The 22,407-nt window shown below is 56.3% G+C and carries 27 protein-coding genes; 9 read left to right on the forward strand and 18 right to left on the reverse strand.

Translation table 11 applies throughout. The annotated features are described in order from the left end of the window. Positions 1-81: 81 nt before the first annotated feature. From CWM58_RS14230 to CWM58_RS14260, 7 genes are all read left to right on the forward strand, one after another. Positions 82-1,263 carry a phage tail sheath subtilisin-like domain-containing protein gene (locus CWM58_RS14230; RefSeq protein WP_100681159.1) on the forward strand — a complete coding sequence of 394 codons (1,182 nt, stop codon included), beginning with the start codon at positions 82-84 and terminating at the stop codon, positions 1,261-1,263. Next, positions 1,263-1,778 (forward strand): phage major tail tube protein, encoded by a 516-nt coding sequence (locus CWM58_RS14235; RefSeq protein WP_023328126.1) that lies wholly within the window; start codon positions 1,263-1,265, stop codon positions 1,776-1,778. The genes CWM58_RS14230 and CWM58_RS14235 overlap by 1 nt, the downstream gene beginning before the upstream one ends. A 54-nt stretch (positions 1,779-1,832) precedes the next feature. After that, entirely contained in the window at positions 1,833-2,132 is a 300-nt protein-coding gene (locus tag CWM58_RS14240; protein WP_100681160.1) for a phage tail protein, read from the forward strand. Beyond that, the gene (locus CWM58_RS14245; protein WP_085287317.1) at positions 2,129-2,305 is read left to right on the forward strand and encodes a GpE family phage tail protein; all 177 of its coding nucleotides are present in this window, start codon (positions 2,129-2,131) and stop codon (positions 2,303-2,305) included. The genes CWM58_RS14240 and CWM58_RS14245 overlap by 4 nt, the downstream gene beginning before the upstream one ends. Then, entirely contained in the window at positions 2,295-5,216 is a 2,922-nt protein-coding gene (locus CWM58_RS14250) for a phage tail tape measure protein (protein ID WP_165785803.1), read from the forward strand. The genes CWM58_RS14245 and CWM58_RS14250 overlap by 11 nt, the downstream gene beginning before the upstream one ends. 9 nt (positions 5,217-5,225) lie before the next feature. Next, positions 5,226-5,714 carry a phage tail protein gene (locus tag CWM58_RS14255; RefSeq protein ID WP_100681162.1) on the forward strand — a complete coding sequence of 163 codons (489 nt, stop codon included), beginning with the start codon at positions 5,226-5,228 and terminating at the stop codon, positions 5,712-5,714. Between the two features lie 274 nt (positions 5,715-5,988). Next, positions 5,989-6,846 (forward strand): hypothetical protein, encoded by an 858-nt coding sequence (locus CWM58_RS14260; protein ID WP_100681163.1) that lies wholly within the window; start codon positions 5,989-5,991, stop codon positions 6,844-6,846. A 96-nt stretch (positions 6,847-6,942) separates the two neighbouring features. On the opposite strand, the gene CWM58_RS14265 is transcribed toward CWM58_RS14260, so the two are convergent. From CWM58_RS14265 to CWM58_RS14345, 18 genes are all read right to left on the reverse strand, one after another. Next, positions 6,943-8,121, reverse strand: coding sequence for a phage tail protein (locus tag CWM58_RS14265; RefSeq protein ID WP_100681164.1), 1,179 nt, complete (start codon positions 8,119-8,121; stop codon positions 6,943-6,945). 42 nt (positions 8,122-8,163) lie between these two features. Next, complete coding sequence (locus tag CWM58_RS14270; protein ID WP_094309386.1) at positions 8,164-8,373, reverse strand: hypothetical protein; 210 nt, start codon at positions 8,371-8,373, stop codon at positions 8,164-8,166. After that, entirely contained in the window at positions 8,373-10,790 is a 2,418-nt protein-coding gene (locus CWM58_RS14275; protein ID WP_100681165.1) for a hypothetical protein, read from the reverse strand. Before CWM58_RS14275 ends, CWM58_RS14270 begins: the two co-directional genes overlap by 1 nt. A 6-nt stretch (positions 10,791-10,796) precedes the next feature. Beyond that, positions 10,797-11,393, reverse strand: a complete 597-nt coding sequence (locus CWM58_RS14280; protein ID WP_100681166.1) for a phage tail protein I — start codon at positions 11,391-11,393, stop codon at positions 10,797-10,799. Further along, positions 11,386-12,285 carry a baseplate J/gp47 family protein gene (locus CWM58_RS14285; protein WP_100681167.1) on the reverse strand — a complete coding sequence of 300 codons (900 nt, stop codon included), beginning with the start codon at positions 12,283-12,285 and terminating at the stop codon, positions 11,386-11,388. Before CWM58_RS14285 ends, CWM58_RS14280 begins: the two co-directional genes overlap by 8 nt. Next, entirely contained in the window at positions 12,272-12,640 is a 369-nt protein-coding gene (locus CWM58_RS14290) for a GPW/gp25 family protein (protein WP_100681168.1), read from the reverse strand. Before CWM58_RS14290 ends, CWM58_RS14285 begins: the two co-directional genes overlap by 14 nt. Then, a complete protein-coding gene (locus tag CWM58_RS14295; protein ID WP_100681169.1) occupies positions 12,637-13,221 on the reverse strand; it encodes a phage baseplate assembly protein V in 585 nt (194 codons plus the stop codon). Before CWM58_RS14295 ends, CWM58_RS14290 begins: the two co-directional genes overlap by 4 nt. Then, the gene (locus tag CWM58_RS14300) at positions 13,221-13,862 is read right to left on the reverse strand and encodes a phage virion morphogenesis protein (RefSeq protein WP_100681170.1); all 642 of its coding nucleotides are present in this window, start codon (positions 13,860-13,862) and stop codon (positions 13,221-13,223) included. Before CWM58_RS14300 ends, CWM58_RS14295 begins: the two co-directional genes overlap by 1 nt. After that, complete coding sequence (locus CWM58_RS14305; RefSeq protein ID WP_100681171.1) at positions 13,859-14,317, reverse strand: phage tail protein; 459 nt, start codon at positions 14,315-14,317, stop codon at positions 13,859-13,861. Before CWM58_RS14305 ends, CWM58_RS14300 begins: the two co-directional genes overlap by 4 nt. Further along, positions 14,314-14,436: a hypothetical protein gene (locus CWM58_RS29405; protein ID WP_258316646.1), complete on the reverse strand. Its 123-nt coding sequence runs from the start codon at positions 14,434-14,436 to the stop codon at positions 14,314-14,316. The genes CWM58_RS14305 and CWM58_RS29405 overlap by 4 nt, the downstream gene beginning before the upstream one ends. A gap of 25 nt (positions 14,437-14,461) precedes the next feature. Beyond that, positions 14,462-14,857 carry a DUF2570 domain-containing protein gene (locus CWM58_RS29290; RefSeq protein ID WP_227520710.1) on the reverse strand — a complete coding sequence of 132 codons (396 nt, stop codon included), beginning with the start codon at positions 14,855-14,857 and terminating at the stop codon, positions 14,462-14,464. Then, positions 14,854-15,405, reverse strand: coding sequence for a lysozyme (locus tag CWM58_RS14315; RefSeq protein ID WP_100681173.1), 552 nt, complete (start codon positions 15,403-15,405; stop codon positions 14,854-14,856). The genes CWM58_RS29290 and CWM58_RS14315 overlap by 4 nt, the downstream gene beginning before the upstream one ends. Next, positions 15,402-15,683 (reverse strand): hypothetical protein, encoded by a 282-nt coding sequence (locus CWM58_RS14320; protein WP_047662774.1) that lies wholly within the window; start codon positions 15,681-15,683, stop codon positions 15,402-15,404. Before CWM58_RS14320 ends, CWM58_RS14315 begins: the two co-directional genes overlap by 4 nt. Further along, entirely contained in the window at positions 15,674-15,874 is a 201-nt protein-coding gene (locus CWM58_RS14325) for a tail protein X (RefSeq protein WP_100681174.1), read from the reverse strand. The genes CWM58_RS14320 and CWM58_RS14325 overlap by 10 nt, the downstream gene beginning before the upstream one ends. Beyond that, positions 15,874-16,371 (reverse strand): head completion/stabilization protein, encoded by a 498-nt coding sequence (locus CWM58_RS14330; protein ID WP_100681175.1) that lies wholly within the window; start codon positions 16,369-16,371, stop codon positions 15,874-15,876. The genes CWM58_RS14325 and CWM58_RS14330 overlap by 1 nt, the downstream gene beginning before the upstream one ends. A 102-nt stretch (positions 16,372-16,473) precedes the next feature. Continuing rightward, on the reverse strand, positions 16,474-17,409 hold the full coding sequence (gpM, locus tag CWM58_RS14335) for a phage terminase small subunit (protein WP_100681176.1): 936 nt from the start codon (positions 17,407-17,409) through the stop codon (positions 16,474-16,476). 47 nt (positions 17,410-17,456) lie between these two features. Next, positions 17,457-18,506, reverse strand: a complete 1,050-nt coding sequence (locus CWM58_RS14340; RefSeq protein WP_100681177.1) for a phage major capsid protein, P2 family — start codon at positions 18,504-18,506, stop codon at positions 17,457-17,459. 24 nt (positions 18,507-18,530) lie between these two features. Beyond that, a complete protein-coding gene (locus CWM58_RS14345; RefSeq protein ID WP_100681178.1) occupies positions 18,531-19,364 on the reverse strand; it encodes a GPO family capsid scaffolding protein in 834 nt (277 codons plus the stop codon). Positions 19,365-19,521: 157 nt separating this feature from the next. Between CWM58_RS14345 and CWM58_RS14350 the strand changes: the two genes are divergently transcribed. Next, positions 19,522-21,243 (forward strand): terminase large subunit domain-containing protein, encoded by a 1,722-nt coding sequence (locus CWM58_RS14350; protein WP_100681179.1) that lies wholly within the window; start codon positions 19,522-19,524, stop codon positions 21,241-21,243. Continuing rightward, the gene (locus CWM58_RS14355) at positions 21,243-22,295 is read left to right on the forward strand and encodes a phage portal protein (protein WP_100681180.1); all 1,053 of its coding nucleotides are present in this window, start codon (positions 21,243-21,245) and stop codon (positions 22,293-22,295) included. The genes CWM58_RS14350 and CWM58_RS14355 overlap by 1 nt, the downstream gene beginning before the upstream one ends. Positions 22,296-22,407: the final 112 nt, after the last annotated feature.

The following is a 22,407-nucleotide window of genomic DNA, read 5'->3' on the forward strand; positions in this document are numbered from 1 at the left end:
TCACAACCCTGAAGGCACGACAGCGGTCCACCATCCCGGCGATGATGACCGCGAACTCACTCAACATGATGGCGGTAGAGTATGACCGACAACTTTTTTCACGGGGCGCGCGTCAGGGAAAACACCGACCTCCAGACCGCGATCAATGACATTGATTCAACGGTCATTGGTCTGGTTGCGGTAGCCGAAGACGCCGATCCTCTCACTTTTCCACTTAACACCCCGGTGCTGGTGACGCGTGTTATCAGCGTACTCGGCAAAGCAGGTAAAACAGGCTCGCTCTACAAATCGCTGAAGGCCATTTCCGACCAGGTCAGCACCCGCGTTATCGTTGTGCGCGTTGCTGAGGCTAAGAGCGGGGAGGATGAGCCGACGCAGTCGCAGCTGATTATCGGCGGCACACAGGCTGACAGCAGTTACACCGGTATGTTTGCCTTTCTGACGGCGGAGCAGAAAACCGGCTATCGCCCTCGCATTCTCGGCATTCCGGAGTACGACACCGCCGAAGTGACCGCGCAGCTGCGGGTTATCGCGAAGCAGCTCCGGGCGTTCTCATACAGCTACTGCGACGGCTGCGACACCATCGCGGAGGCGAAAACCTATCGCGAGACGTTTGCGGAACGCGAGGGAATGCTGATCTGGCCGAACTTCATCGCCTATAACCCGCTGACCGGTATGAATGAAGAATTCCCCGCCGTAGCTTATGCGCTGGGTCTGCGGGCGCTTATCGACAACGAGCAGGGCTGGCATAAATCACTGTCTAATGTGCCGGTCAAAAACGTACTGGGGATTGCGAAGGACGTGTTCTGGGCTCTACAGGCGGAGGATTCCGACGCCAACGAGCTGAACGCCAACGAGATCACCACGCTGATTAAGCGCGACGGCTTCCGCTTCTGGGGCAACCGCACCACCGACACCGAAGAATTCATTTTCGAGGTGTACACGCGAACCGCGCAGATTTTGGCAGACAGTATCGCAGAAGCGCAGTTCACCACCGTGGATACCCCGCTAACTCCGGCGAATGTGAAAGACATTGTGAGCGGGATTAACGCCAAACTTCAGGCGCTGGTCACGGCGGGCAAGCTGATTGGCGCAGCCTGCTGGTATGACGTCGTTGATAACCCGGTAACGGGCATCCGTCAGGGTAAGGCCATCGTGCGCTATAACTACAGCCCGGTGCCGCCGCTGGAAGATCTGACGATGATCCAGACATTCACCGATCAGTATTACGAATCCGCGTTTGCATCGCTGGGAGGTGAATAGTGGCTATTCCTAAAAAACTCCGACTGTTCACCGTCTTTGTGGACGGCGTGAACCATATCGGCAAGGTCCCCAGCGTGACGCTGCCGAAAGTGACCCGCAAGACCGAAGATTACCAGGGCGGCGGCATGCTCGGTTCGGTGGCTGTTGATCTGGGGCTGGATTCCGGCGCACTTGACGCATCAATGATTGTCGGTGGCGTGGTCGAAGAGCTGATCCTGAAATATGGCGGCGATATCGACGAAATGCGCCTGCGCTTTGTCGGCGAGTTTTACAGCGGCGGTACCAGTTCGTTACTGGAAGTTGAAATGCGCGGACGTATCACCGAAATCGATCCCGGTGATGCGAAACAGGGTGATGATACCAACCACACTTACGCCATCAAAAACACCTACTACAAGCTGTCAGTGGACGATAAGCCGCTGCTGGAAATCGACCTGCTGAACTTTATCTACAAGCGCAACGGGGAGAATCTCTACCCGGATCGCATTATGTCGGCGCTGGGCCTCGGCAGCTGATAACCCTTTTTACTCACCTTTAAGGCGGCCTGCTGGCCGCCCGGAGAAAATGCTATGTCAGTTATTCTCAGTAAGCCGGTTAAGCGCGGCGATCAGGAAATTTTCACCATCACTATCACTGACACCATCAAACAGGCGGGATCGCTGCGTGGTCTGCGTCTGGTTGACGTGCTGAACTTCGATTTTGATGCGGTCTCCACCCTGCTGACGCGCACCACCAGTCCGCAGCTGACCAGCACCGAAATTGCCGCACTGGCAACCGGTGACTTCACCGCACTCTGTGAAGAGATCACGCCTTTTTTGACGAAACCGGCGCCGTCCGCACCGAACGCGGCGGAGACGGGGAGCGAATAAGAGAGGCGGTATTTTCTGACGTCGACGATCTGATCGCCGACATTGCAGTTATTTTTCACTGGCCGCCCTCCGAGATGTACGGCATGGAGCTGCGCGAACTGATGGCCTGGCGCGAGAAGGCGGCCATTAGAAGCGGCAACAATGAACAGGAGGATGACGACGATGGATCTTAGTATTCGCGTTGCGTTCAGTGCTATTGATAAGCTCACCCGCCCGGTCAGTGCCGCCAGTAAAGCAATTGGCGGCCTTTCGGACTCCCTCAAAAAAACGCAGTCTTCCATCAAAGACCTGGAGAAAGGCGCAGCATCTTTCGACAGGCTACGCTCTCAGGCAAACGATACGGCGCAAAAACTCAGAAGCACCCAGCGCGCCTTTGACGGCCTCAACCAGAAGCAACGCGAAGGCGGCCAGCTCACCGAGGCTCAGGCGGCGCGTCTTGAAACGCTGCGCAACAAGCTCTCACGCCTGACAGATACCTACAACAAGCAGACCACCCAGCTACGCTCGGCCGGACAGGCGGTACGCCAGCATGGTGTTAACCTCACCTCCGGTAGCGGTGCGGTGCAGTCAGCTATCCGGCGAACAGAGCAATACAGCCAGGCGCTTGAGCGTGAACGGCAGCGCCTGGCCGCAGTCACGCACGCGCAGGCAAGTTATGAGAGGGCTAAGGAAACCGGCGCGAAACTTCGCGGCGGTGGCACGATGGCAATTGCTGGCGCAGTCGCTGCCGGATATGCGGGCTGGCGCTTCCTGGCCCCTGCCGTTGGCTTTGATGAGGAAATGTCCCGCGTTCAGGCACTGACGCGACTCGATAAGGATGACACGCAGCTTGCCGCTCTGCGCGCTCAGGCGAAAAAGCTCGGCGCGGAAACGGCATTTACCACCCGCGACGCGGCAAGCGGTCAGGCGTTCCTCGCGATGGCCGGCTTCACTCCGCAATCAATCCAGGCGGCATTACCTGGCGTGCTGAATATGGCGCTGGCCGGTGGGATGGAACTGGGCGAAAGTGCCGATATTGGCTCAAATATCCTTTCTCAATTTACCCTCCCTGCCGGTGAAATGGATCGCGTCAGTGACGTGCTGACGGCTGCTTTTACCCGCACTAATACCGACCTGAGAAGTCTTGGCGACACGATGAAATACGCCGGGCCCGTGGCGTCAAAGCTGGGTATCAGCCTGGAAGAGGCCGCCGGCATGGCGGGTATTCTGGCTAACAACGGGCTTCGCGGTAGCGATGCTGGTACAGCTATGCGAGCTTCGCTGGCCCGCCTTGCATCCCCTACAACCGGAGCGGTAAAAGCATTAAAACAGCTTGGCGTATCGGTGTCGGATACCAGGGGGAAAATGCGACCAGTTGAAACTATTCTCCTCGACCTCTACAAGGCAACTAAAAAATACGGACAAGTTGATCAGGTTGGATTCTTTAAAGACATTGCCGGGGAAGAGGCTTTTGTTGGGTTGCAAACACTGGTTGCAGGCGCGGGAAGCGGAGAACTGCAAAAGCTCGTAAGGGAACTAAAAGGCGCAGGAGGTGAGGCGTCTGCTGTCGCTAAAAAAATGGCTGACAACCTGAGTGGCGATCTGAAGAACCTCGACAGCGCCTGGGAAGGATTTCGCATTCAAATTGAAGAGACCGTTGATGGCCCTCTTCGCAAATTAACGCAAGGCTTAAGTGATGCGATCACGACTGCAAGTGAATGGGCAAAAGCCAATCCGCGCCTTGCACAAACATTGTTACTGGTGGCTGGCGGGGCTCTGGCGCTTACAGTTTCTGTTGGAGCCCTCTCGCTTGCTGTCGGTATTCTGATCGGACCGCTGGCAAAACTACAGCTCGGCTTCGCGGTGCTAACCGGTGGTCGCGGCATTCTCGGCACTATTGCCGCATTCCGCACCCTGGGTACTGCCGCTGGCCCGGTGATGGCAAGCATGCGCGGTTGGCCCGTCGTTATAACTGGTATCGCATCCGGTTTTGGGAGGATCTCCGCCATCATGCCCGCGATTCGGGCTGGGTTCATGGGTGCGTTTCTGGCTCCCGGCGCTGCGTTGACCTCCCTGGGTAAAAACCTGGCCATGCTGATACTCAGGCTTACCGGCCTCCCTGCGTTGTGGGGGATGATTACCGGTGCGGTATCTGTGCTGGGTGGCGCACTGTCTTTCCTGTTAAGCCCGATCGGGCTAATTGGTGCGGCGTTTGTTGCGGCGGGGCTGCTCATCTGGCGCTATTGGGAGCCTATCAAAGCCTTTTTCTCTGGTTTCTTTACTGGTGTGTGGCAGGCGTTAACACCTGTCAGAGCTGCTTTTTCTGAACTGGCACCTGATTTCTCCGCGCTGGGTAATGGCATCAAGGTTATCTGGGAGTGGTTCAAAAACCTGCTGACCCCGATGCAGTCCAGTAAAGACACGCTGGATAAGTGCGCGTCGGCGGGTGAAACCTTTGGGCGGGTAATGGGTACCGCGCTTAGTGTTCTGTTATGGCCGCTCCAGCAGTTAATGAACGGCGTCAGCTGGTTGCTTGAAAAACTGGATCTTATTCCCGACGGTATCGAAAGAGCCAGGCAGCAAGCAGATAAGGCACAGAGTGCGCTGGAGGCATCAGCAGCCGCGCTGGCCGGTCATCAGTTGCCACTAGGACAGGCTACCGTGTCCGGAGCTGGCGGCGGCAAGCCGCCTGTTATTACTGGCGATAATGGCACGCTGAGGCGCCTGAATAACATCGCTGATAACACGAAAGCAACGGCCAACAACACGAAGAAAATCGGCCCCGGCGATATTGTCTTTAAAAACCTGCCGCGTGCGCTGGCGCTGCGCGGGCCTTACCAGGAAGCGCGAGTTATTCCTCAACCTGTACCGCGCGTGTCTGCGGCTGCGGCCGGCGGCGTTCTGTCAGTACCGACGGCGACGCAAGGGGCGACTTCTGTGCCGGTCGCTGCCGCATCGGGGGCGGCGCCGTTCTTCCAGCTGGTCTTTAACGACGTCGGCAAACGTTCGGATCAGGAGCTTGAAAAAATGGTGCGCAACGCCGTGCGCGATGCAATGGCCAGCAACCGCAAAAATAACCGTGGTTCATTCCGCGATCGGGAGTAAGGAGGTTTTATGATGATGGTATTCGGGATGTTTGTTTTTACGCTGCGCACTGTGCCGTATCAGCAGCTGCGGCACTCGCAGGAGTGGCGTCACGTTAAGAATGACCGGGTTAATCAGTCAGCGGCCTGGCAGTATATCGGGCCGGGGGACGATACGATCACCCTTGACGGTGTGCTCTATCCGGAAATCACCGGCGGGCGGTGGTCACTGTCGGCACTGGAGACAATCGGCTTTGCCGGTCGCCCCTGGCCGCTGATTGAAGGTGACGGGCTGATTTACGGGATGTACGTCATGACGCGTCTGGAGCGGGGAAAAACGGAGTTTGACCGCTACGGCAACCCCAAAAAGATTGAGTTCACTATCAGTTTGAGTCGAGCGGATGCGGATTTTCGCGAGAAGCTACAGACTTCATCAGTCAGTGATGTACTGAATAATCTGAAGATCAGCGCGACCAAAGCTGTTAACTCTGTGTCAAACTCCCTCAGTAGCCTGTTCTAATCTGCAAAAGCCCCTCCGAAGGGGCTTATCTTTTAAAACAATCACCATTTGATTATTACGTATATCTGCTATTTCCTTTCTCTAAGACAGGTAAAAAAATTGCGATCACCAATCAAAAAAGACAAATAAAATTATTTTAACAAAAATCCACGCCGCAATAAAATGAGTGCTAATTCTTATTTACTGGCTGAATGCCAGATAGTTCACCAAAAATTAATGATCACACTATCATTTCGAATCTATCTTCCCTAGACTACACATCTCTGGAGGCCGTATGAAAAAGAAAGCTGCCTTAATAACCATTCATGGAATGGGAAAAACAGACCCCACATATGCGGATTCTTTTCTAGAAAAAATAAATAGAAAACTTGGAAGCCGCTCTGAAAACCTACATACAGATAAAATTTATTATCAGGGAATATTACAAAAAAATGAGGATAAAGTTTGGGGAAGAGTGGCGGATAGCGTCAGATGGTTGGATCTGAGGCAATTTGTACTTTTCGGGTTTGGTGATGCAGCTGGACTGGAAGCAAAAAAGGATGACCCGGGAAGTGTTTATACTCAGGCTCAGGCTGAAATAGGTAAAGTACTTCTTGATACCTACAGCAAGATTGAACCTGATGCTCCCGTTTTTATCCTTGCACAATCGCTCGGTTGTCAGGTCACATCCTGTTACTTCTGGGATGCACAGGAACATCAGAAGAACAAACCTGTTAGCGCCGGGATATGGAAGAGTAACAGCGATCTGAATTTATATGTGAATAACGGAAAAGAATTAAGCCCTGCACAAATATCTTTTCTGGCAGGAGAGAGATTTAAGTATTTTTATACAACTGGCTGCAATATTCCGATCTTCGTTGCGGCGCATGCCACAAAATATATTTTACCAATAAAACCCAACGACAATTTTGTCTGGAAAAATTACTATGATAAAGATGATATTCTTGGATGGCCTCTCGAAAAACTTTCTGATGAATATGGTTCCGTAGTGAAAGACTATCCGATCAATGCCGGAGATGGCCCTTTTGGGTGGATTGGCAAAAGCTGGAATCCAATGTCCCACACCCAGTACTGGGAAGATGATGATGTATTTGAACCACTGGTTGAAAATTTAAAGAATTATCTCCCATAGCAACCAGGCCCCTGCATTCAGGGGCTTCTTTCTAACGGTAGATACCACCATTTCTGAGTGTAGTGTAGCACCGTTAATTTTGACATTACTCGATACTCACACAACCCGCGCCCAGCACATCAGCAGGATGTGTGCTTCAACAACACTAATCGCCTGACTGTTGCCAAGATTATCCGTTTTTCCGCTGATCTGGTGGCTATGAGGCGGCTCATCAACAATATGAGTGTGATCGTCAGCTTCGCTTGTGAAATTACGAGTGCGGTGACTGTCATTATCTGAACCAACAACATAATCCCCGTCCCACGCCTCACCCGGTGCCGCCATCCCGCCCTGATGTTTATGCCTGCCTGCCGCTCTGGCCGACAGTTCTCTCGCTGGTTGCTCACTAGTTTCTCCAGTAACATTAATCTGCACCGCTGGCAGGTTAACCTGCTGGAGTGTAACGGTATCGCTGCCGCCAGTGGTGCCTACGTTTGAGCCGTCCGCCTTCGCAATACGGATGGTTTTGTTTTCTCCCGTATACACCCACTCTGACCACGGCCAGTTTTCATTCGGATTAATATTCTGATTAAAAAACCTCACCGTGCCGACAGGGTTATCCAGCTCCCAGGCGGCCTGGGTCGCTGCCTTGATGGCTGCCGTCACCGCCGCTTTTACCGCCGAGGGTGTGGCAGCTTTGTCCTGATCGGCACTATCGATGCTGTTGCTTAATGTCGTAAACCCCTTCTGCGTCAGGGTAGCATCAGGATGATCGCGAGATTCGGCATGATCGCTAACCTGTTTGTCTGCATAATCCTTCGCGCTGTTTCCGATATTTATCACATCCTCAACGGTCGCCAGAACGATACCTGGATCAACCTGCAACACAATATTGTCTGTGCTTTCGACCGCAATCCAGATCCGGATAATGGTAAAACGCCCTGAGCCTTCGGCGAGCAACGGCTTATAGGTTTCCGGGACGCTGGCTACGGCCATACATACGCCATCTTCATCAAACAACGCCGCCTCACGGATGGTGAATCCTCCCACCTCCGGAGGAATTATCATTTCCGCCGCGATGACATTCTTTGCACTGTCGACGATTTTCAGGCTGTTAAGTTGAGTGCGAAAGCGCTCATTAACCAGTGTTTCCTGATCTTCTCCTGGTTGTGGGATACTGCCGTTTCCGTCACCCACCGCCATCTGTGCAAAATTAATGTGTTCGCCTGTCACGACGGCATCTGCAATTCTTTCCCGTCCTTTTCTGGTGATCAGAGATTTAAATTTTACTAGCATTATTTTCCGCCCCCGATGACTACCCGATTACGTGTCGGGAGATTAATCAGCCATAAATATCACTGAGTTTTTAGTGTTAATACCCGCATCATTTATCGCCGGCAGCGCATAGGCAGCCGCCAGCGATATGCTGTCACAGTCAAAGAAAGCCACAGCTGTGTCGGTTTTATCATCGCCTCTTCGGGTTGACGTCACCTCAAACGCAGGCTGATGCTCAACCCGCTGCCATGACTCATAAATATAAAATCGCATCAGTAGCCTCCGTTTTCAGTTTCAGTCCAGTACGACGGCGCTTTCAGTATCAGCACGCCAACACCGCCTGTTATGAGAAATCCCGGCACAAAGAAGTCAGCACCCTGCCAGTAGCCGAGTACGGTAGAGGATGGCATTGCCTGGAATTTCTCTGTCCGGTTGGCTTTTGCCTTCATAGCAATCATATCCGTCGGGTAGCCCTGCGTGATTGCCGCCAGCTTGGGTTTTACCTGGTATTTCGTCGGTATGACGTTTGTGTTTACCTCAACCTCGCTCCCAAGATAGTTTGCCATTATCGGTGTCAGATTGGCCTGTCCTGTCATCCCTTCCACGTTCACCGAGCACGAAGCCCATAGCGGATTACGTCCAGATACCACGCGGCAGCGGTTACACAGAAACAGTTGCACGGTATCCGTGGCTGCGCTCAGGGTGATTTTGATTGTGCGAATGCTGTCGTTCTGATCGGATGCAGCGCCGTACTCCACAACAGCACCACCTGTTTTAATGGCAGCGAACAGTGAGCCGGTACTCAGTGGGTCAGCAGAGGTAACCGGATTACCAACGTCAACCTCAGCGGGCTGAATGGTGGCATGAAGGAGTTTCGAGCCTGGCCCGTAGGTATTCAGATACCGCGAGCCCGGCGCTCGCTGCTGTTTCATCCTCAAATCGAATCCGGTATTGACCGGCGACCCTGCATAACAGGGGTATTCAGCGTTCGGTGCCACACCGTCAAATGCGCTGATGTGAGCGTTGAAATCAATGAACAGGCCAATCCCATATTCCGGCTTAGCCGGGTTAACCGGTGCGCTGAACATTTGCGTAATACCACGATAATCGTTCGCCCCCCGGCGAGGGTCATACTTCACCGACTCAGAAATATAGACGCTGGCTTTCGAATAGCTCGTAGGTGCTTCTTTTGACGCAATATAGCGCTGCACACCTTCAATATGGCCTGACTGGAATACAAATCGGCATGCGCTGTTCGACCCGTTGTAAAACAGGTCTTTCCCGACAAAGTCTACGCTACAGTTATACAGCGTATGCTCTCCCGCCGATTTTCCTACAAAAGCATGCCTGGCCACATTCGCGAACGTGACATTGTCATACCACATACGCTCGCCGGAGTTGCTGATACCATCGGGGATCGTTACCGCATCATAGACGCGGGAAAAATAAACATTACGCAGACCACAGATAAACGTGTTGTAGGTTCCCCAGACGAGGGGTTTGTTAAAACCAATGACAGAGACGTTTTGCACAACGACGTCACGGCAATCCAGATCGCAGGGGGCCATATTCCCGATGGAGAGCCCGGTAGTATCCAGGGTGGGGTTGCCGTCAGGATCGAAAATAGGGTCGCCATCGACAGGAGTATATTCTAATGCGTACCCCGGACCGCGAATAGTGAGCACTCCCCCCACGCAATCCAGTATCACTCGCGCCGACGCCTGGTTAAGGTATTTACGCGTAGCCCCCTGCCAGCCTGAATCAGCCTGAAACATCGCCTTGGTCAGCTTGTTGGTAAATTGGGAATTATCCCCACATACAACCGGCTGAAAATGCATCCCCTCCTTCGGCTCAATATAAACATTACCCAGCGCAGTCAGTGTAATGATGCTGGGATAAACCAGAGGGCGATCAATTTTGTAATTGGTAACAAAGCTAACGCTGGGGATCATGATTTTGCACAGAATATTATTAACCCGGCCATTCGCAGCAATCCGGTTAATAATGGAATCTCGCACCCGATCAAAACAATCTGCCAGGTTGGACAGGTCTCTTTTCAACCCTGCAAGTGCAACGTTATAGCCGTGTGTCAGGTCGGGTTTCCAGCGTGCGCCGCCCGGTGTGACAAATACAGAAAAGCCATCATCGGGAGAGAAAATATCATAGGGGTCGTGATGCAACTGGACATTGAGCAGCACCCCTTCGGCGTCGCATTTTTCGAGGATGATTGACTGCCCGCTATACGAAGGTTCGATAGTCCTGAGTGTGGAAATGTTCGGGCATTTACCTACCATTTTAAGCCCGTCAGCCATTCTCATTTCTTTTCTGACAATGGCGTCAGAGGTGTAGGCCCACTTCCCGGCCCCTACCCCTCCGGTATTTGTGGGCGTGGAGCCTGGCGGTACTTCTTTTGGGAAATCGCCCGTCCAGACAAGACGGTAGTTATCGTAGAGGATCTCGTCTCGTGGCGATTCCAGCGTGGCGCCGTCGGTAAAATTATAAATAGCAGCAACTTTTCCTTTGATATCAGCCAGCGCAAGGCTCATTTGCTCTCTCAGAAATTGCGTGCGGTTTACCAGGTGTTTTAATGGCCGGTTGGCGACGCCGTCCTGTCCGCCTGAGACACGTTCGCCGCGTTCAATGAGCCCGATCTTCTCTTCCCACGACGGAGATTCAATAAAATTAGTCATGACTGATTACCTGTAATTTACGTTTCCATCGTGAAAAACCACGCCGTTATAAAGCAGGCTGTCTTCTGCCTCGTAGCCATCCGGATAAATACTGATCACTTCGCCGCAATATAAAACAGCAGCGGTACAGGCATTACCGCTTACCTTCACTGCGATATTCATTTGTGACGGGTGACGACTGACAGGTTTTGCATCGTCAATCAGCCGGTTTAACTCACTCAGCGTCTTTTGCGTCAGTCCGACTTCATTCACATCCACTTCAAGCCGGAACGTCCCCGGCTCGTCGCCGATCTCGAACCATTCGACAAACGCCGCTGAAAATCCCATATCCTCGATCACCCGACGCACCGCCGCGCGCGTACCCTTGCGCCGGTGTAGCCAGTACGATTTTTGGATGGCGGCAATTTTTCGCTCTGCCGGCCAGTTCTTATCCCACCGGTCTACCGACAACGCCCAGGCCAGATAGGGCAGCAAATCCACCGGGCAGGCTGTCGGTGTCCACAGCGTGCGGAGCGCAACCGTTATCGCCGACAGTCTGGCCGTGCCCGCCTCGGTGTAGCGAAGCCAGGCCCCGGAAGATGGTGGCAGAAGAGAGTTACTCATCCGTCCCGCCGTTTTCCACGCTGTATCCTGTGTTGCGCGCGACCTGCGTGTTATCAATTTGCAGATCGCTTGCCGGAGAGTTGATCACCACACGCTGCACCCCCTGAACATGCAGAGCTGCCGAAATAGCGGAGCGCACCACATCGCGGCCGATTTTTTTATCGGCATTCGCCAGAAAGGTTTGCAGCGAGGCCAGGGCGGCGTTAATGATGGGTTCCGATTCCGGCCCCGGATACAGGTACAGGGTGGCATCAATCGCATATTCAATGAGTTCGGCGCCCTGCACCGTCACACGATCGCCCAACGGGCGCGTATCTTCATCGTTGACCGCCGCCTGCACCGTCGCGATCAGTTCGGCTGATGGCGTGCCGTCACCGTCACTGGACAGGATGGCGATCACCACCTCTGCCGGCGACGGACTGGTTGCGCGGACGGCGGCGACCTTACCGCTGGCGCTGCGGGCGAAATACTCATAGGCCGCCGACGGCCCGGCAACGCTCATCCCCTCAAATGCGGCCTGCGCGCGCAGGCGCAGCGCCTCATCACCTTCCATTACTGCGTCGGCGGTGTCGGTCGCCGCCGTGATGGTGAGGCGTTCTGTATCCAGATTGGCCGCGATATTGTCCAGATCATCACTGGTCGCATGACTCAGCATGCAGGCCGCCGCCCCTTCGTTGATGCGCTGGCGCAACAGCAGTTCTCGGTATGCCATAGCCTGAGCGATGATGTTTAGCGGTTCCGACTCCAGACCCAGCGCAGCGGCAACGGCTGACTGCTGATCGGCGGGAAATACCGCCACCATGACCGCTTTGACCTCGGCGAGAATGGTCTCGAAGTCGAGCTCCTCAATAATTGTCGGCTTCGGCAGCTGAGAGAGGTCAATTGTCGGCATCAGTCGTACTCCTTAATGTCACCGCGCGAGTGCTCTTTTCCATCGTTTCGGTCAGCATGCCGGACATCTCAGCGGTCACGGCACCACTGTCGGAGTACGTCACATTGATCGTATCCAGCACAATGCGCGGCTCCCACGCCGCCAGTGCGATGACAGCCGCGCTCATCAGTTGTAGTCGTGTGACGTCGTTTTTCGGGCTGTCGATAAGATCCGGACACAACGACCCGTAATTGCGGCGCATCAGGCGACTGCCGACCGGCGTCAGCAGAATGTCATTAACCGACTGCCACACATGATCCTCGTCGGTCAGGGTGCCGGTGCCTGCGGCATTCATACCGCGATAGCGTTCTGTCATTTTGTGCCCACCGTCCAGTCACCACCGCGCTCAACCTCGCCGTGATTGTGGTCATCCACCTGTACCCCATTAGAGGTGAATGCTCCGCCGCTATGGGTGATATCGCCATGCATCTCACCGCCTTCGGTGACGTTCAGATTTTTAGTGGTCAGCAGGTTGGTGCACTCCACCTTCGGCGTGTCCAGCGTGATTTTGACTGACGCCTCAACCACGGCGGATTGAATGCCCTTCACCTGCAATGCACCCGCCTCCGCGTCATAGCGGAACGTCGCACCGTCCGGTGCCGTTACCACCATCTCGTTACGCGATGCGCCTGGTGCCGGGTTGTCGGCGCTGTAAAGGCTCCCGCCGATAAACGCGACGTCGGTATTGCCGCCCAGGCACAGGAACCAGACCTGCTCGCCGACGGATGGCGGCACCCAGACTTTAAACGCCCCGGCCCGCTGCGCCGTCCAGCGCAGCCAGGTGGTATCCAGTCCCCCGCTCTGCACGCGAACGCGCCATTTTTTCTCGTCGATCTCCGTCACTGTTCCGGTACGCGCGACGTTCTCCAGCAGGCGGATCAGCCCGGCAATCTCCATCAGCGCACCCCCAGCGAGTCGATTACCCGGCGGGCTATCACCATGCGGTCTGCCTTACTCAGGCCCAGCAGCTCGCGACGGGGATAGGTCGCCATTGCGCCGCTGCTGTTGACTTTGTCACGCAGGCCGAACTGATGGACGCGGGCGATACGGGCGGCCGCGCCGGAAAAACCCACCTCTGCGCCTTCAGACGTGGCGCTGGTTTTGAGAAAGCGAGCAGTACGCAGGCGGCGAAACATCTGCTCTCGCTTTGTTGTGTTTCGGTTTGCTGGCCTGAAACTGATATCGAGGTAGCGCTCAATGTCTTCGCGATAAAACGAGCGCATATCCCCTCTGTCAATATCAAAGCCGGTCAGCATGCGCCCGTGGCGTCCGCGAGTGGCTCGCCAGTTGCGCAGCTGGCGGGTTTCCCCTTGCCAGATAAAACGCATGCCTGCCTGTGCGCGCAGTATCCGCTGCTTGCGTTGCGGGTACTTCGCCCCGTCCGGCGCCTCTTGTCTGCCGATACGCTGGCTTTGGCTCCGGCGCAACATAGTACCGACGCTGCGGGCAGTACGCTGCCGCCCTGCCGGAGACATGCCCGACAGGATGGACACAAATACCTCGTCAAGCTGGCTGAAAAGTGCGTTGTTATTACTCATACCAGCGATCCCCCGGATTCCGGATCAAAGACCATTTCCCACTCACCGCCGTTAAAGCGGGGGCGCTGCTCGGCCAGATGCTCCGCCTTCGGCCCGCCATTGCTGTTTGTTACCATGACGCGCTCCCAGACCGGTACCTTAAACAAAATGTCGGCAACGTCGTCATTGACGATATCTGCGTCAAATTCCACCTTGCGGTTATTGCCGGGATTTAGCAGCAGGTCGGGCTGCTGCTGCCAGACCCACGCCAGTAGCGGCAGCATCAGATCGTCGATCTGTCCGGGGAAATCCATTGCCAGCACCTGAATGGTGTAGTGGTACATGAACGACGCCTCGCCGGTCGCCTCGATCTGGATATGGCCCTTCTCTACCCAGACGGTGATCAGTTCCGGGTTGGCCTTGCACCAGGTGTTACCGGCGATAAGCGCAGCGCGCAGCAGTTCGGCTTTTTTCACTTTATCCCCCTGGCGATACGCCTTAGTTCCAGCTCACGGATCCCCGCCTTATCGGCGTTGCAGGTATCCAGCGCGTCGAGTAATGAATCCGTCCAGGCGGCCAGGCCGCCCCACGTCATCGGCCTGGCCGGTGGCGGCGGGACGTCAGTTTTTGCCGTCAGGCTTTCGGGTAAGGGTTCCTGAATAATCTGCGGTACTGACTTCTTCGGCTCGCTGGTACAGGCCGTCAGCGACAGCAGCGCGCACAGGACCAGTAGCGCAGGGGTCACCGACCAGTGCGGTTTTGATGTTTTCACGTCGGTGCTCTCCCGTTGTGTTGCGCTGCTGGTTGAGTTTCTTCAGTCCGGCTTCCACCTGACTGACGTCCTGGCGTAGCGCCCTGACCTCTGCCAGCACGTCGCCGGTCTGTTTCAGTTCTTTGCGGGTACCGGTCAGTGATTTCTCGGCCTGTTCGCGCTTATGGCTTTGCCAGGCAAGACCACTGGCGGCGGCAATCAGCAGAACAAACATCACGATGGCAAGAATGGCTGTCGCTTTCATTTCGCCCCCTTCAGTGCGGGGTCGGATAAGCACCAGGCCTTAAACTCCTCCCGGCGGTTAACTAGCCCCTGCGAACGTTTACCGGCGGAATTGACAAAGTCCGTCAGTCGCTCGCAGACGCCCTTCCAGTTGCCTGCCTGTGCATGGCGCCAGAGAGTAGTTCTCACCTTCTGACCATCTTTGGTGGTGTACCAACCGAGCCCGGTACAGCCCACGTTAAAGTTGCCGTCGGTCATGCTTTCGAAAACCTTCTGCGGTGCAGCAGCGCCGTTAAACTCGCGGTTCGTGCACTTTTCTGCGCGCATTAAATCGTTAACCCAGCGCCCGGCAATCTCACCCTCGGCGTACTGGCGATTTTCCACTTTCGACGTGGAGCCGATCCCAACCGTCAGCACGCCCGCCGGGCAGTAGTACGGGGTCTTACGACAGTTCTCGTACTTCGCCATTTTCTGCTGTGCTTCCGGGCTGGTTCGCAGCGCCTGCGGCCATAGCGTGGCGGCCAGCGAGATAATCGCGGCGGTTGAGCAGGCAATAATGCGCTTTTTCATCGCGGTGCCTCCCGGATGGTGCGGATCAGCTCTTTAACGTCCTGGCGGTTCTCGGTGTCGTCGCGGATGGCGTCGATCAGTTCGTTCAGCAGCGTGTTATTGGTCTCCTGAATGCGCGCCATCCGGCGGCGGTGCATCTCGCCCAGCGCAGCGGCGGCGATACCAATCAGGATGCCGGCGGCGGTGAGCCAGTCCTTTTGCGTCATGACGCCAACGCCCGTCAGAAACGTTGACCAGGAGTACGTCACGCCATTCCAGATACGATTAATCAGCTCCATAGCTGCACGGTCTCCTGTGTCGCGGTGCTGCTGATTTCCGGCAGTTCCACCACCAGGCCGGCGTCGAGAAAGATCTGACCGGCCAGCGCTTTGTTAGCGGCGAGGACTACCTCAGTCACGCCCTGCGTGGTGCCGTAGTGCCGCTGGCACAGCAAATCCACGGTATCGCCCTGCAATGCTTTCACTTTCATCAGAACGCCTCCGCAGTATTGCGCACGGTGCCGCGAATGTCGGATATCGCCCAGCGCGCATCGCGCCACATATCGTCGGCCTGTGAAGCCAGCGCGACGGCGCGTTTCTCGCCCGCATCACCGGTGGTATCCACGTCCCGGTTAGTGCCGAGGATATGCGCACGGGCGATGCTGAATACCGCGCGGCGGTAGCGATGAACCTTCACGCTCTCGTTGTTCACTCTGACCGCCGGGACGTCGGCCAGTTGGGTGTAACCCGCTGCCAGCTGAGCGGCCTGCCAGTCAGCGAGCTGATCGAGGGTGTGGGATACCCCTTCAATAACGGCTTGCTTCAGGCGCGAGGTCGTCACCGCGCCATTGATGCGCATCTCCTTGCGCACATCGCTCAGGGCGATTTCCGGCCAGAACGTCCCGGCGGTGACTTTCTCGCCACCGTCGTCAGTGTCCGGCACATCCTCCGAAGAGGGAGTAACAGTGCGACCGGCTACAAGGCTCATCGCGTCGTCTCCTGAATAGGTGGCGGTGAGCGGACGGAGAAAAGTAAACGCAATGCGTTGCCGATCTCCGCCCGCGCCGCCAGCGCACGGGGCGCAAGTCGGTTATTTTTTTGAGGCAGGCGCTTTTTTCGCTGTTGTTTTGCGCGCTGCCGGCTTACGGGTTGTGCTTTTGCGGGCGGTTTTGGTCGCTGTGGCGCTGGCCACTACCACCGGATCTGACGATGCTGCAGCTTCGCCTGCGCCGTCCGCTGTGGAGTCACCGCCAGCATCGCCGGTGCCTTCTGCGCCGTTACCACCATCTGAACCATCAGAACTATCGCCACCATCGGTGCTATCGGCGCCATCGTCACCGCCGCCGCCCGCCACTGCGGCGGCTTTTTTCACCACGCGAGCCAGTCGCTCAATCTCTTTTTTCACCCCGGCGCCTGCATCCAGCGTCAGTGCCTGGCGCAGCAGCGCCAGCGCGGTGGTCTGCTCTTCGGTTGTGCCGTTTCGCAGCGCAAAAGCGCGTGCTTTGCAGAGCTTGGCGCGAACCACGTCGGGCATATCACTGCCGGCGGTAAAGTCCGCCACCTCATCGAGCACCGCCAGATAGGACGTGACGTCGGTGGTATCGTCGGCCTTGACCTGCACCAGAATGGGATCGCAAATCTCATCGACCAGGACAGTTGCGGCGGTACGGTTGAAGCGGTCGGGCATCAGCAGGCCATGTGTAACGACATAACGGCCAATGCGGGCGGCCAGTGCGTAATCGCCGGCATCGATCGCCCACACCATCAGGGTGACAATCACCTCATCCTGTCGGCCGCTGTCGCCATCGAGCGTGCCCTCGATCCAGCCCTCGTAATGGGGCAGTAGCTGGCGTTTCATCGCCGCTTTCGCCTGGTCAGACTGCACTCGCTTTAATGCACTCTGATCCATGCGCAGCCGGTGCATGATCTGCTCGTGCGCTGTGCGCGCCGTATCCGACTGCTCATCGGTTTTGCCATGACGTTCAGCCATGACGCGTTGAAAATGTCGTTGTGCCGGTGTCAGCATTTCCTCATCCCCGAATAACGGCGGGCCGGAGCCCGCCCTGTGCGTGATTACTGCCCGCCTGCCGGCGCTTCAGCAAAGGTGATGCCGTCAATAAAGGCCACCGCGCCGTAGTCTTCAACAATGAAGTCATCGTTAGAGGACTGGTACGTTGCCACGCGGTTGTATTCCGGTTCCTCTTTGATCGTCCGGCGCAGGCCGCCGCGCTGGTAGTAGATCGAGAGGTTTTTAAACGGCGTGATAAGGATCGCGTTACCCGGCATGTAAGGCGCGATAAATGTCGGCATGTTGCCTACGCGTTCCTGTGCGACAATCAGCTGACCGGCCAGCATTTCGGTGTTCGGGTTGGTCTGGCTCATGGCGTTGATGGTCGGGAAATTGCTGGTTGTCAGCAGATCGCCGGACAAAATCACCACGTTGTCAGGATTGCGTTTGTGCCATTCGTCCATGAGGCTGTTTTTGGCGTCATAGACCGCAGCCGCTACGTTGCCGTAGGTGCCCTCGGCGACAATGGCGTTGTTCTGATTGCGGGAGGTGATCGTCACACCGGTAATACGACGGTGCGCCGCTTCATTGCGGATTTTTTGCAGCCAGCCGACGCCGCAGTCCTGCAACAGCGGGTTCGCTACGCGGTTTGACGGGTCGGCGTAGCTGGCACCGTTAAAGCCAATCATGATGCGGTCGAGCGACATCTGACGGGCCATCGCCGAGCTAATCAGCGGCTGGAAGTTCGGCTGATGCGCCCACGCATCCATCTGCGCGTAGCTGACGGCGTAGTCATAGTTGGTTTTGCGGCACAGATAGTTGTACGGATCCATCTGGTCGTTAGCGCCAGGATTGCGGCGGTTGGTGGTGCTGTTGTTGACGCCCGCCAGCGGGCCTTTGCTGCCGATCAGAATTTTCTGGCCGATCTGCTCTTCAACGCCAAAGACGTTGATCAGTTTCAGGAAAGCATCATCCTGCTGCGCGGCCGCTTCAAGGCGCTGCTGCACGGTCGGATCAACGCTGAATTGCGCCGCGACGGCGGCGGCGGTGACGCCGTTCAGCTGCGCCTGACGGGCAACATAACCGTCAAAGTGCCTGCGGGTGGAGTTTCTCATGTGCGATTTCTCTCGTTATGGATATCAGTAGTCAGCGAGCTGCGCGTTCGCGCCGCCGTTCGCTGGCTGGCGCTGGCTGAAATTGCCGTCCGTCCCTTCAAGCTGCTGACGCAGCGCGGCAAGGTCGGTGGTCAGCTTCTGGATGATGACCTTGTCCTGCTGGCGTTCCTGTTCGGCAGTACTGAACTGCTCGCCAAGATCAACCTGAGATTGCGCCACCGCTTCAACAGCCTGATGCACCTGACCGAAGCGCTGATCGTCGGTTTTCTGGCCTTTGCCGAGAATGCCCATCACGCGGGAAAACCACTCTTTCCCGGAGTCATTGCGACTCTGGTTTTCCTGTACCAGTTCCGCCTCAAAAGACGAGGTGAACATGGTGACTTCTGCATCCTGCGAACTGAAGCGCATAATCTCTGCGCGTTTTTCAGCGGTGAACTTCAGCTTGTCGGTGCCCAGGCTTGCCGGGGTATCCGTCATTGCCAGCCCCGTGAGGTACGGGCCTTTCGTTAGTGGGAAGCTGGGGTGCATTTCAATACTGGAGTAGATCTTTTTGCCATCAGCAATCATGTCCTTCATGCGCTGAGCGGGTTCGATCTCCGCGAAAAGGTGTGCTTCACCAGCCAGCGGACCTTCGTTGATATCCTCAGCGGACAGAGCGACAACATCCCCCATAGCACTGAACACACTGTCAGGGAACGGAGAAAGATAGTGCTCGATGTTCACACGGGCGCCATAGACTGCCGGGTTATACGCTGCCGCCATCGCATGAAGCTGGGCGCGGGTAACATTGCGGCCATCGACCGTTGTTCCGGACGTCATGACCTTGAATTTTTTGCGGGTGGTTGCCTGATTAGCCATGTTCTTTTGCTCATCTGGTTGAGTTCCCGGTGATGATGGCAGGGGCTGGCGCACGCGCTCAACGCGTTGTTGTTGTGAGGGGATTGCCACAACCAAAAGCGGGCGAAAGGGCACGCGTGCGCGGGTTAATCTCCCCGGCAGGAAGCGAGGAGGATTAATGGCGACTGAAGAAGCATTCATCATGCTGCGGGCACGGCAGCTCTACTGGCAGGGGTACCCCCCGGCGGAGATCGCGCGCCTGATGGGTATCAATCAGAATACGATTTACTCATGGAAAAAACGTGACGAATGGGACACCACGCCACCAATTCAGCGCGTTACGACGTCCATTGATGCACGACTGATCCAGCTCACCAGTAAAGACACAAAAACTGGTGGCGACTTCAAGGAAATTGATCTGCTGATGCGACAGCTCAAGAAGCTGGACAACGGAACGCCAGCGACGCAACCGAAGAAGAAGATCCGCAAGAAACAGAACTTCTTCTCAGAGGCGCAGATCTCCGCGCTGCGAGCCAACATTATCGACTCGCTGCACTGGCATCAAAAAACCTGGTATGAGAATCATCACCACCGTAACCGGGCCATTCTGAAGAGCCGGCAGGTCGGCGCGACCTGGTATTTTGCCCGTGAGGCGCTGCTGCGCGCGCTAACGGGTGACGTGAAATATAAGCACCAGCTCAACCAAATATTTCTGTCGGCCAGCCGTCGCCAGGCGTACCAGTTTCGCAGCTTTATTCGCGCCGCTGCCGCTGAGGTTGATGTTGAGCTAAAGGGCGGCGACATGATCCAGTTGTTCAACGGCGCGGAGCTGCACTTTCTCGGCACGTCAGCTGCAACTGCGCAGTCGTACACCGGCAACCTGTACTTTGACGAATTTTTCTGGGTTGGGCAGTTTGCCAATCTGAAGAAAGTGGCCGGCGCAATGGCGACCCTGAAGGGATTGACGCGTACCTACTTCTCGACGCCGTCAGCAGAGAGTCACGAGGCGTACCCTTTTTGGTCGGGTGAAGCCTTCAACAAGGGCCGCAGCCACGGTAAGCGCGTGGAGTTCGACACGTCCTGGAAGACGCTTAACAGTGGGTTGATGTGCCCGGACAAAATCTGGCGCCAGATCGTCACGTTGCAGGATGCGGTCGATAACGGCTGGGATCTGACTGACATTGACGAAATCCGCGAGGAAAACAGCCCGGAAGAGTACGACAACCTCTACGCCTGCACCTTCATCAAGAACGGTGAGACCGCCTTTGACTACAACATGCTGCTGAGCTGCGGCGCGGACGGCTATGACGAGTGGCCAGACTGGAAGCCCTACGCCATGCGCCCGATGGCCGATCGCCCGGTATGGATTGGCTACGACCCCAACGGCTCCAGCGGCAAAGGCGACAGCGGGGCCATCTCTGTTAACGCGGCGCCACTGATCCCCGGCGGCAAGTTCCGAACGATTGAAACCATTCGCGTACGCGGCATGGAGTTTGAGGCGCAGGCCGCCATGATCATTAACATGCTCACGCGCTACAACGTGCAGCACATCGGCATCGACGGCAGCGGCATTGGCGAGGCGGTGTACCAGCTCGTGAAGAAGCGTTTTCCGGCGGCGGTGTGCTACCAGTTCTCACCAGCCAGCAAGCGCATGTTGGTACTAAAGATGCTGCAACTGATTCGCGCCGGCCGCTGGGAGTATGACCGCGGTGAATATGACCTGATCACCGCTTTCTGCTCCGTGCGCAAGGTGGTCACGCCCGGCGGCGTCATCACCTACGACACCGACCGTGCCCGTGGTGTGAGTCACGGCGATCTCGCCTGGGCGACCATGCTCGCCACCGTTAACGAGCCGCTGGGTCAGGAAGGCGGCAACACTATGACTGTTATGGAGTACTGATGAGCAGACAAAAATCCTCGCGCGGCAGGCAGTATGCCAGAGAGCAGGCAGACCTCGCCGACGCACTGAAGTCAACCCCCGGCCTGAGCGCGTTCACGTTCGACGGCCCGTGGCCGGTAACCGGTGCTCATGACCTGCTGGATAACATGTACTGCGCCAACAATGGCCGGTACTACGAGACACCGATCAGCTGGTACGGACTGGCCCGCCAGTTCGGTTACGCGAGCTGGCACCAGTCGGCGCTGTTCTTCAAGCGTAACGTGCTGGCCGGATGCTTTATCCCGCACAAGCTGCTATCGCGACAGGCGTTCAGCGCCTTTGCGCTCGACTGGTTTGTGTTCGGCAATGCGTACCTTGAGATGCGCCGTAACCGCCTGAATGGGCCAATGGGCTTTCGTAACTCGCTGGCGAAGTACACCCGGCGAGGTTCTGACCTCAACACCTACTGGTTTATTCAGTCCGGGCTTGACGATCACCAGTTCGAGACCGGCTCGGTGTGCCATGTGATCAACCCCGACATTCACCAAGAGATCTACGGCATGCCGGAGTATTTCGCCGGCCTGCTGTCGGCCAACCTGGCCCACTCTGCCGACAAGTTCCGCAAGCTGTACTACGACAACGGGTCGCATGCCGGATGTATTGTCTACGTCAGCAGCGCAGTGGCTGACGGGGAAAGCCTGGAGAACCTGAAGAAGACATTGACCGATACCCGCCGCGGCGGGGCATTTAAAAACATCCTGCTGAGTGCGCCCGGTGTCGGCAAAGACGCAGTGCAGATCCTGCCGTTCAGCCAGATATCGGCAAAGGATGAGTTTGTGGGCGTGAAGTCCTCCACGCGTGATGACATGCTCGCGGCTCACCGCGTGCCGCCGCAGCTGATGGGTGCCATCCCGGAAGGCAACGGATCGTTCGGCGACGTCGAGAAGGCGGCGAGGGTATTCGCGGTCAACGAACTGACGCCGGTGATGGAAGCGATGAAGCATGTTAACGACTGGCTCGGCGAAGAGGTGATCCGCTTCAACCCTTACGCCCTGCTGGAAGCCTCGAAGTAATCTGAAGGTAGCGCACTGCCATTCCCGGCGGTGTGGTACTGACCTGCAGCACCGCCATTCCCGGCCATGCCGGACAACCCGCAACACCTCAATGTCATATCACCAACCAGAC

This window comes from Klebsiella sp. H-Nf2 (genome assembly GCF_002806645.1).
GTDB classification, from domain to species: Bacteria; Pseudomonadota; Gammaproteobacteria; order Enterobacterales; family Enterobacteriaceae; genus Klebsiella; species Klebsiella variicola.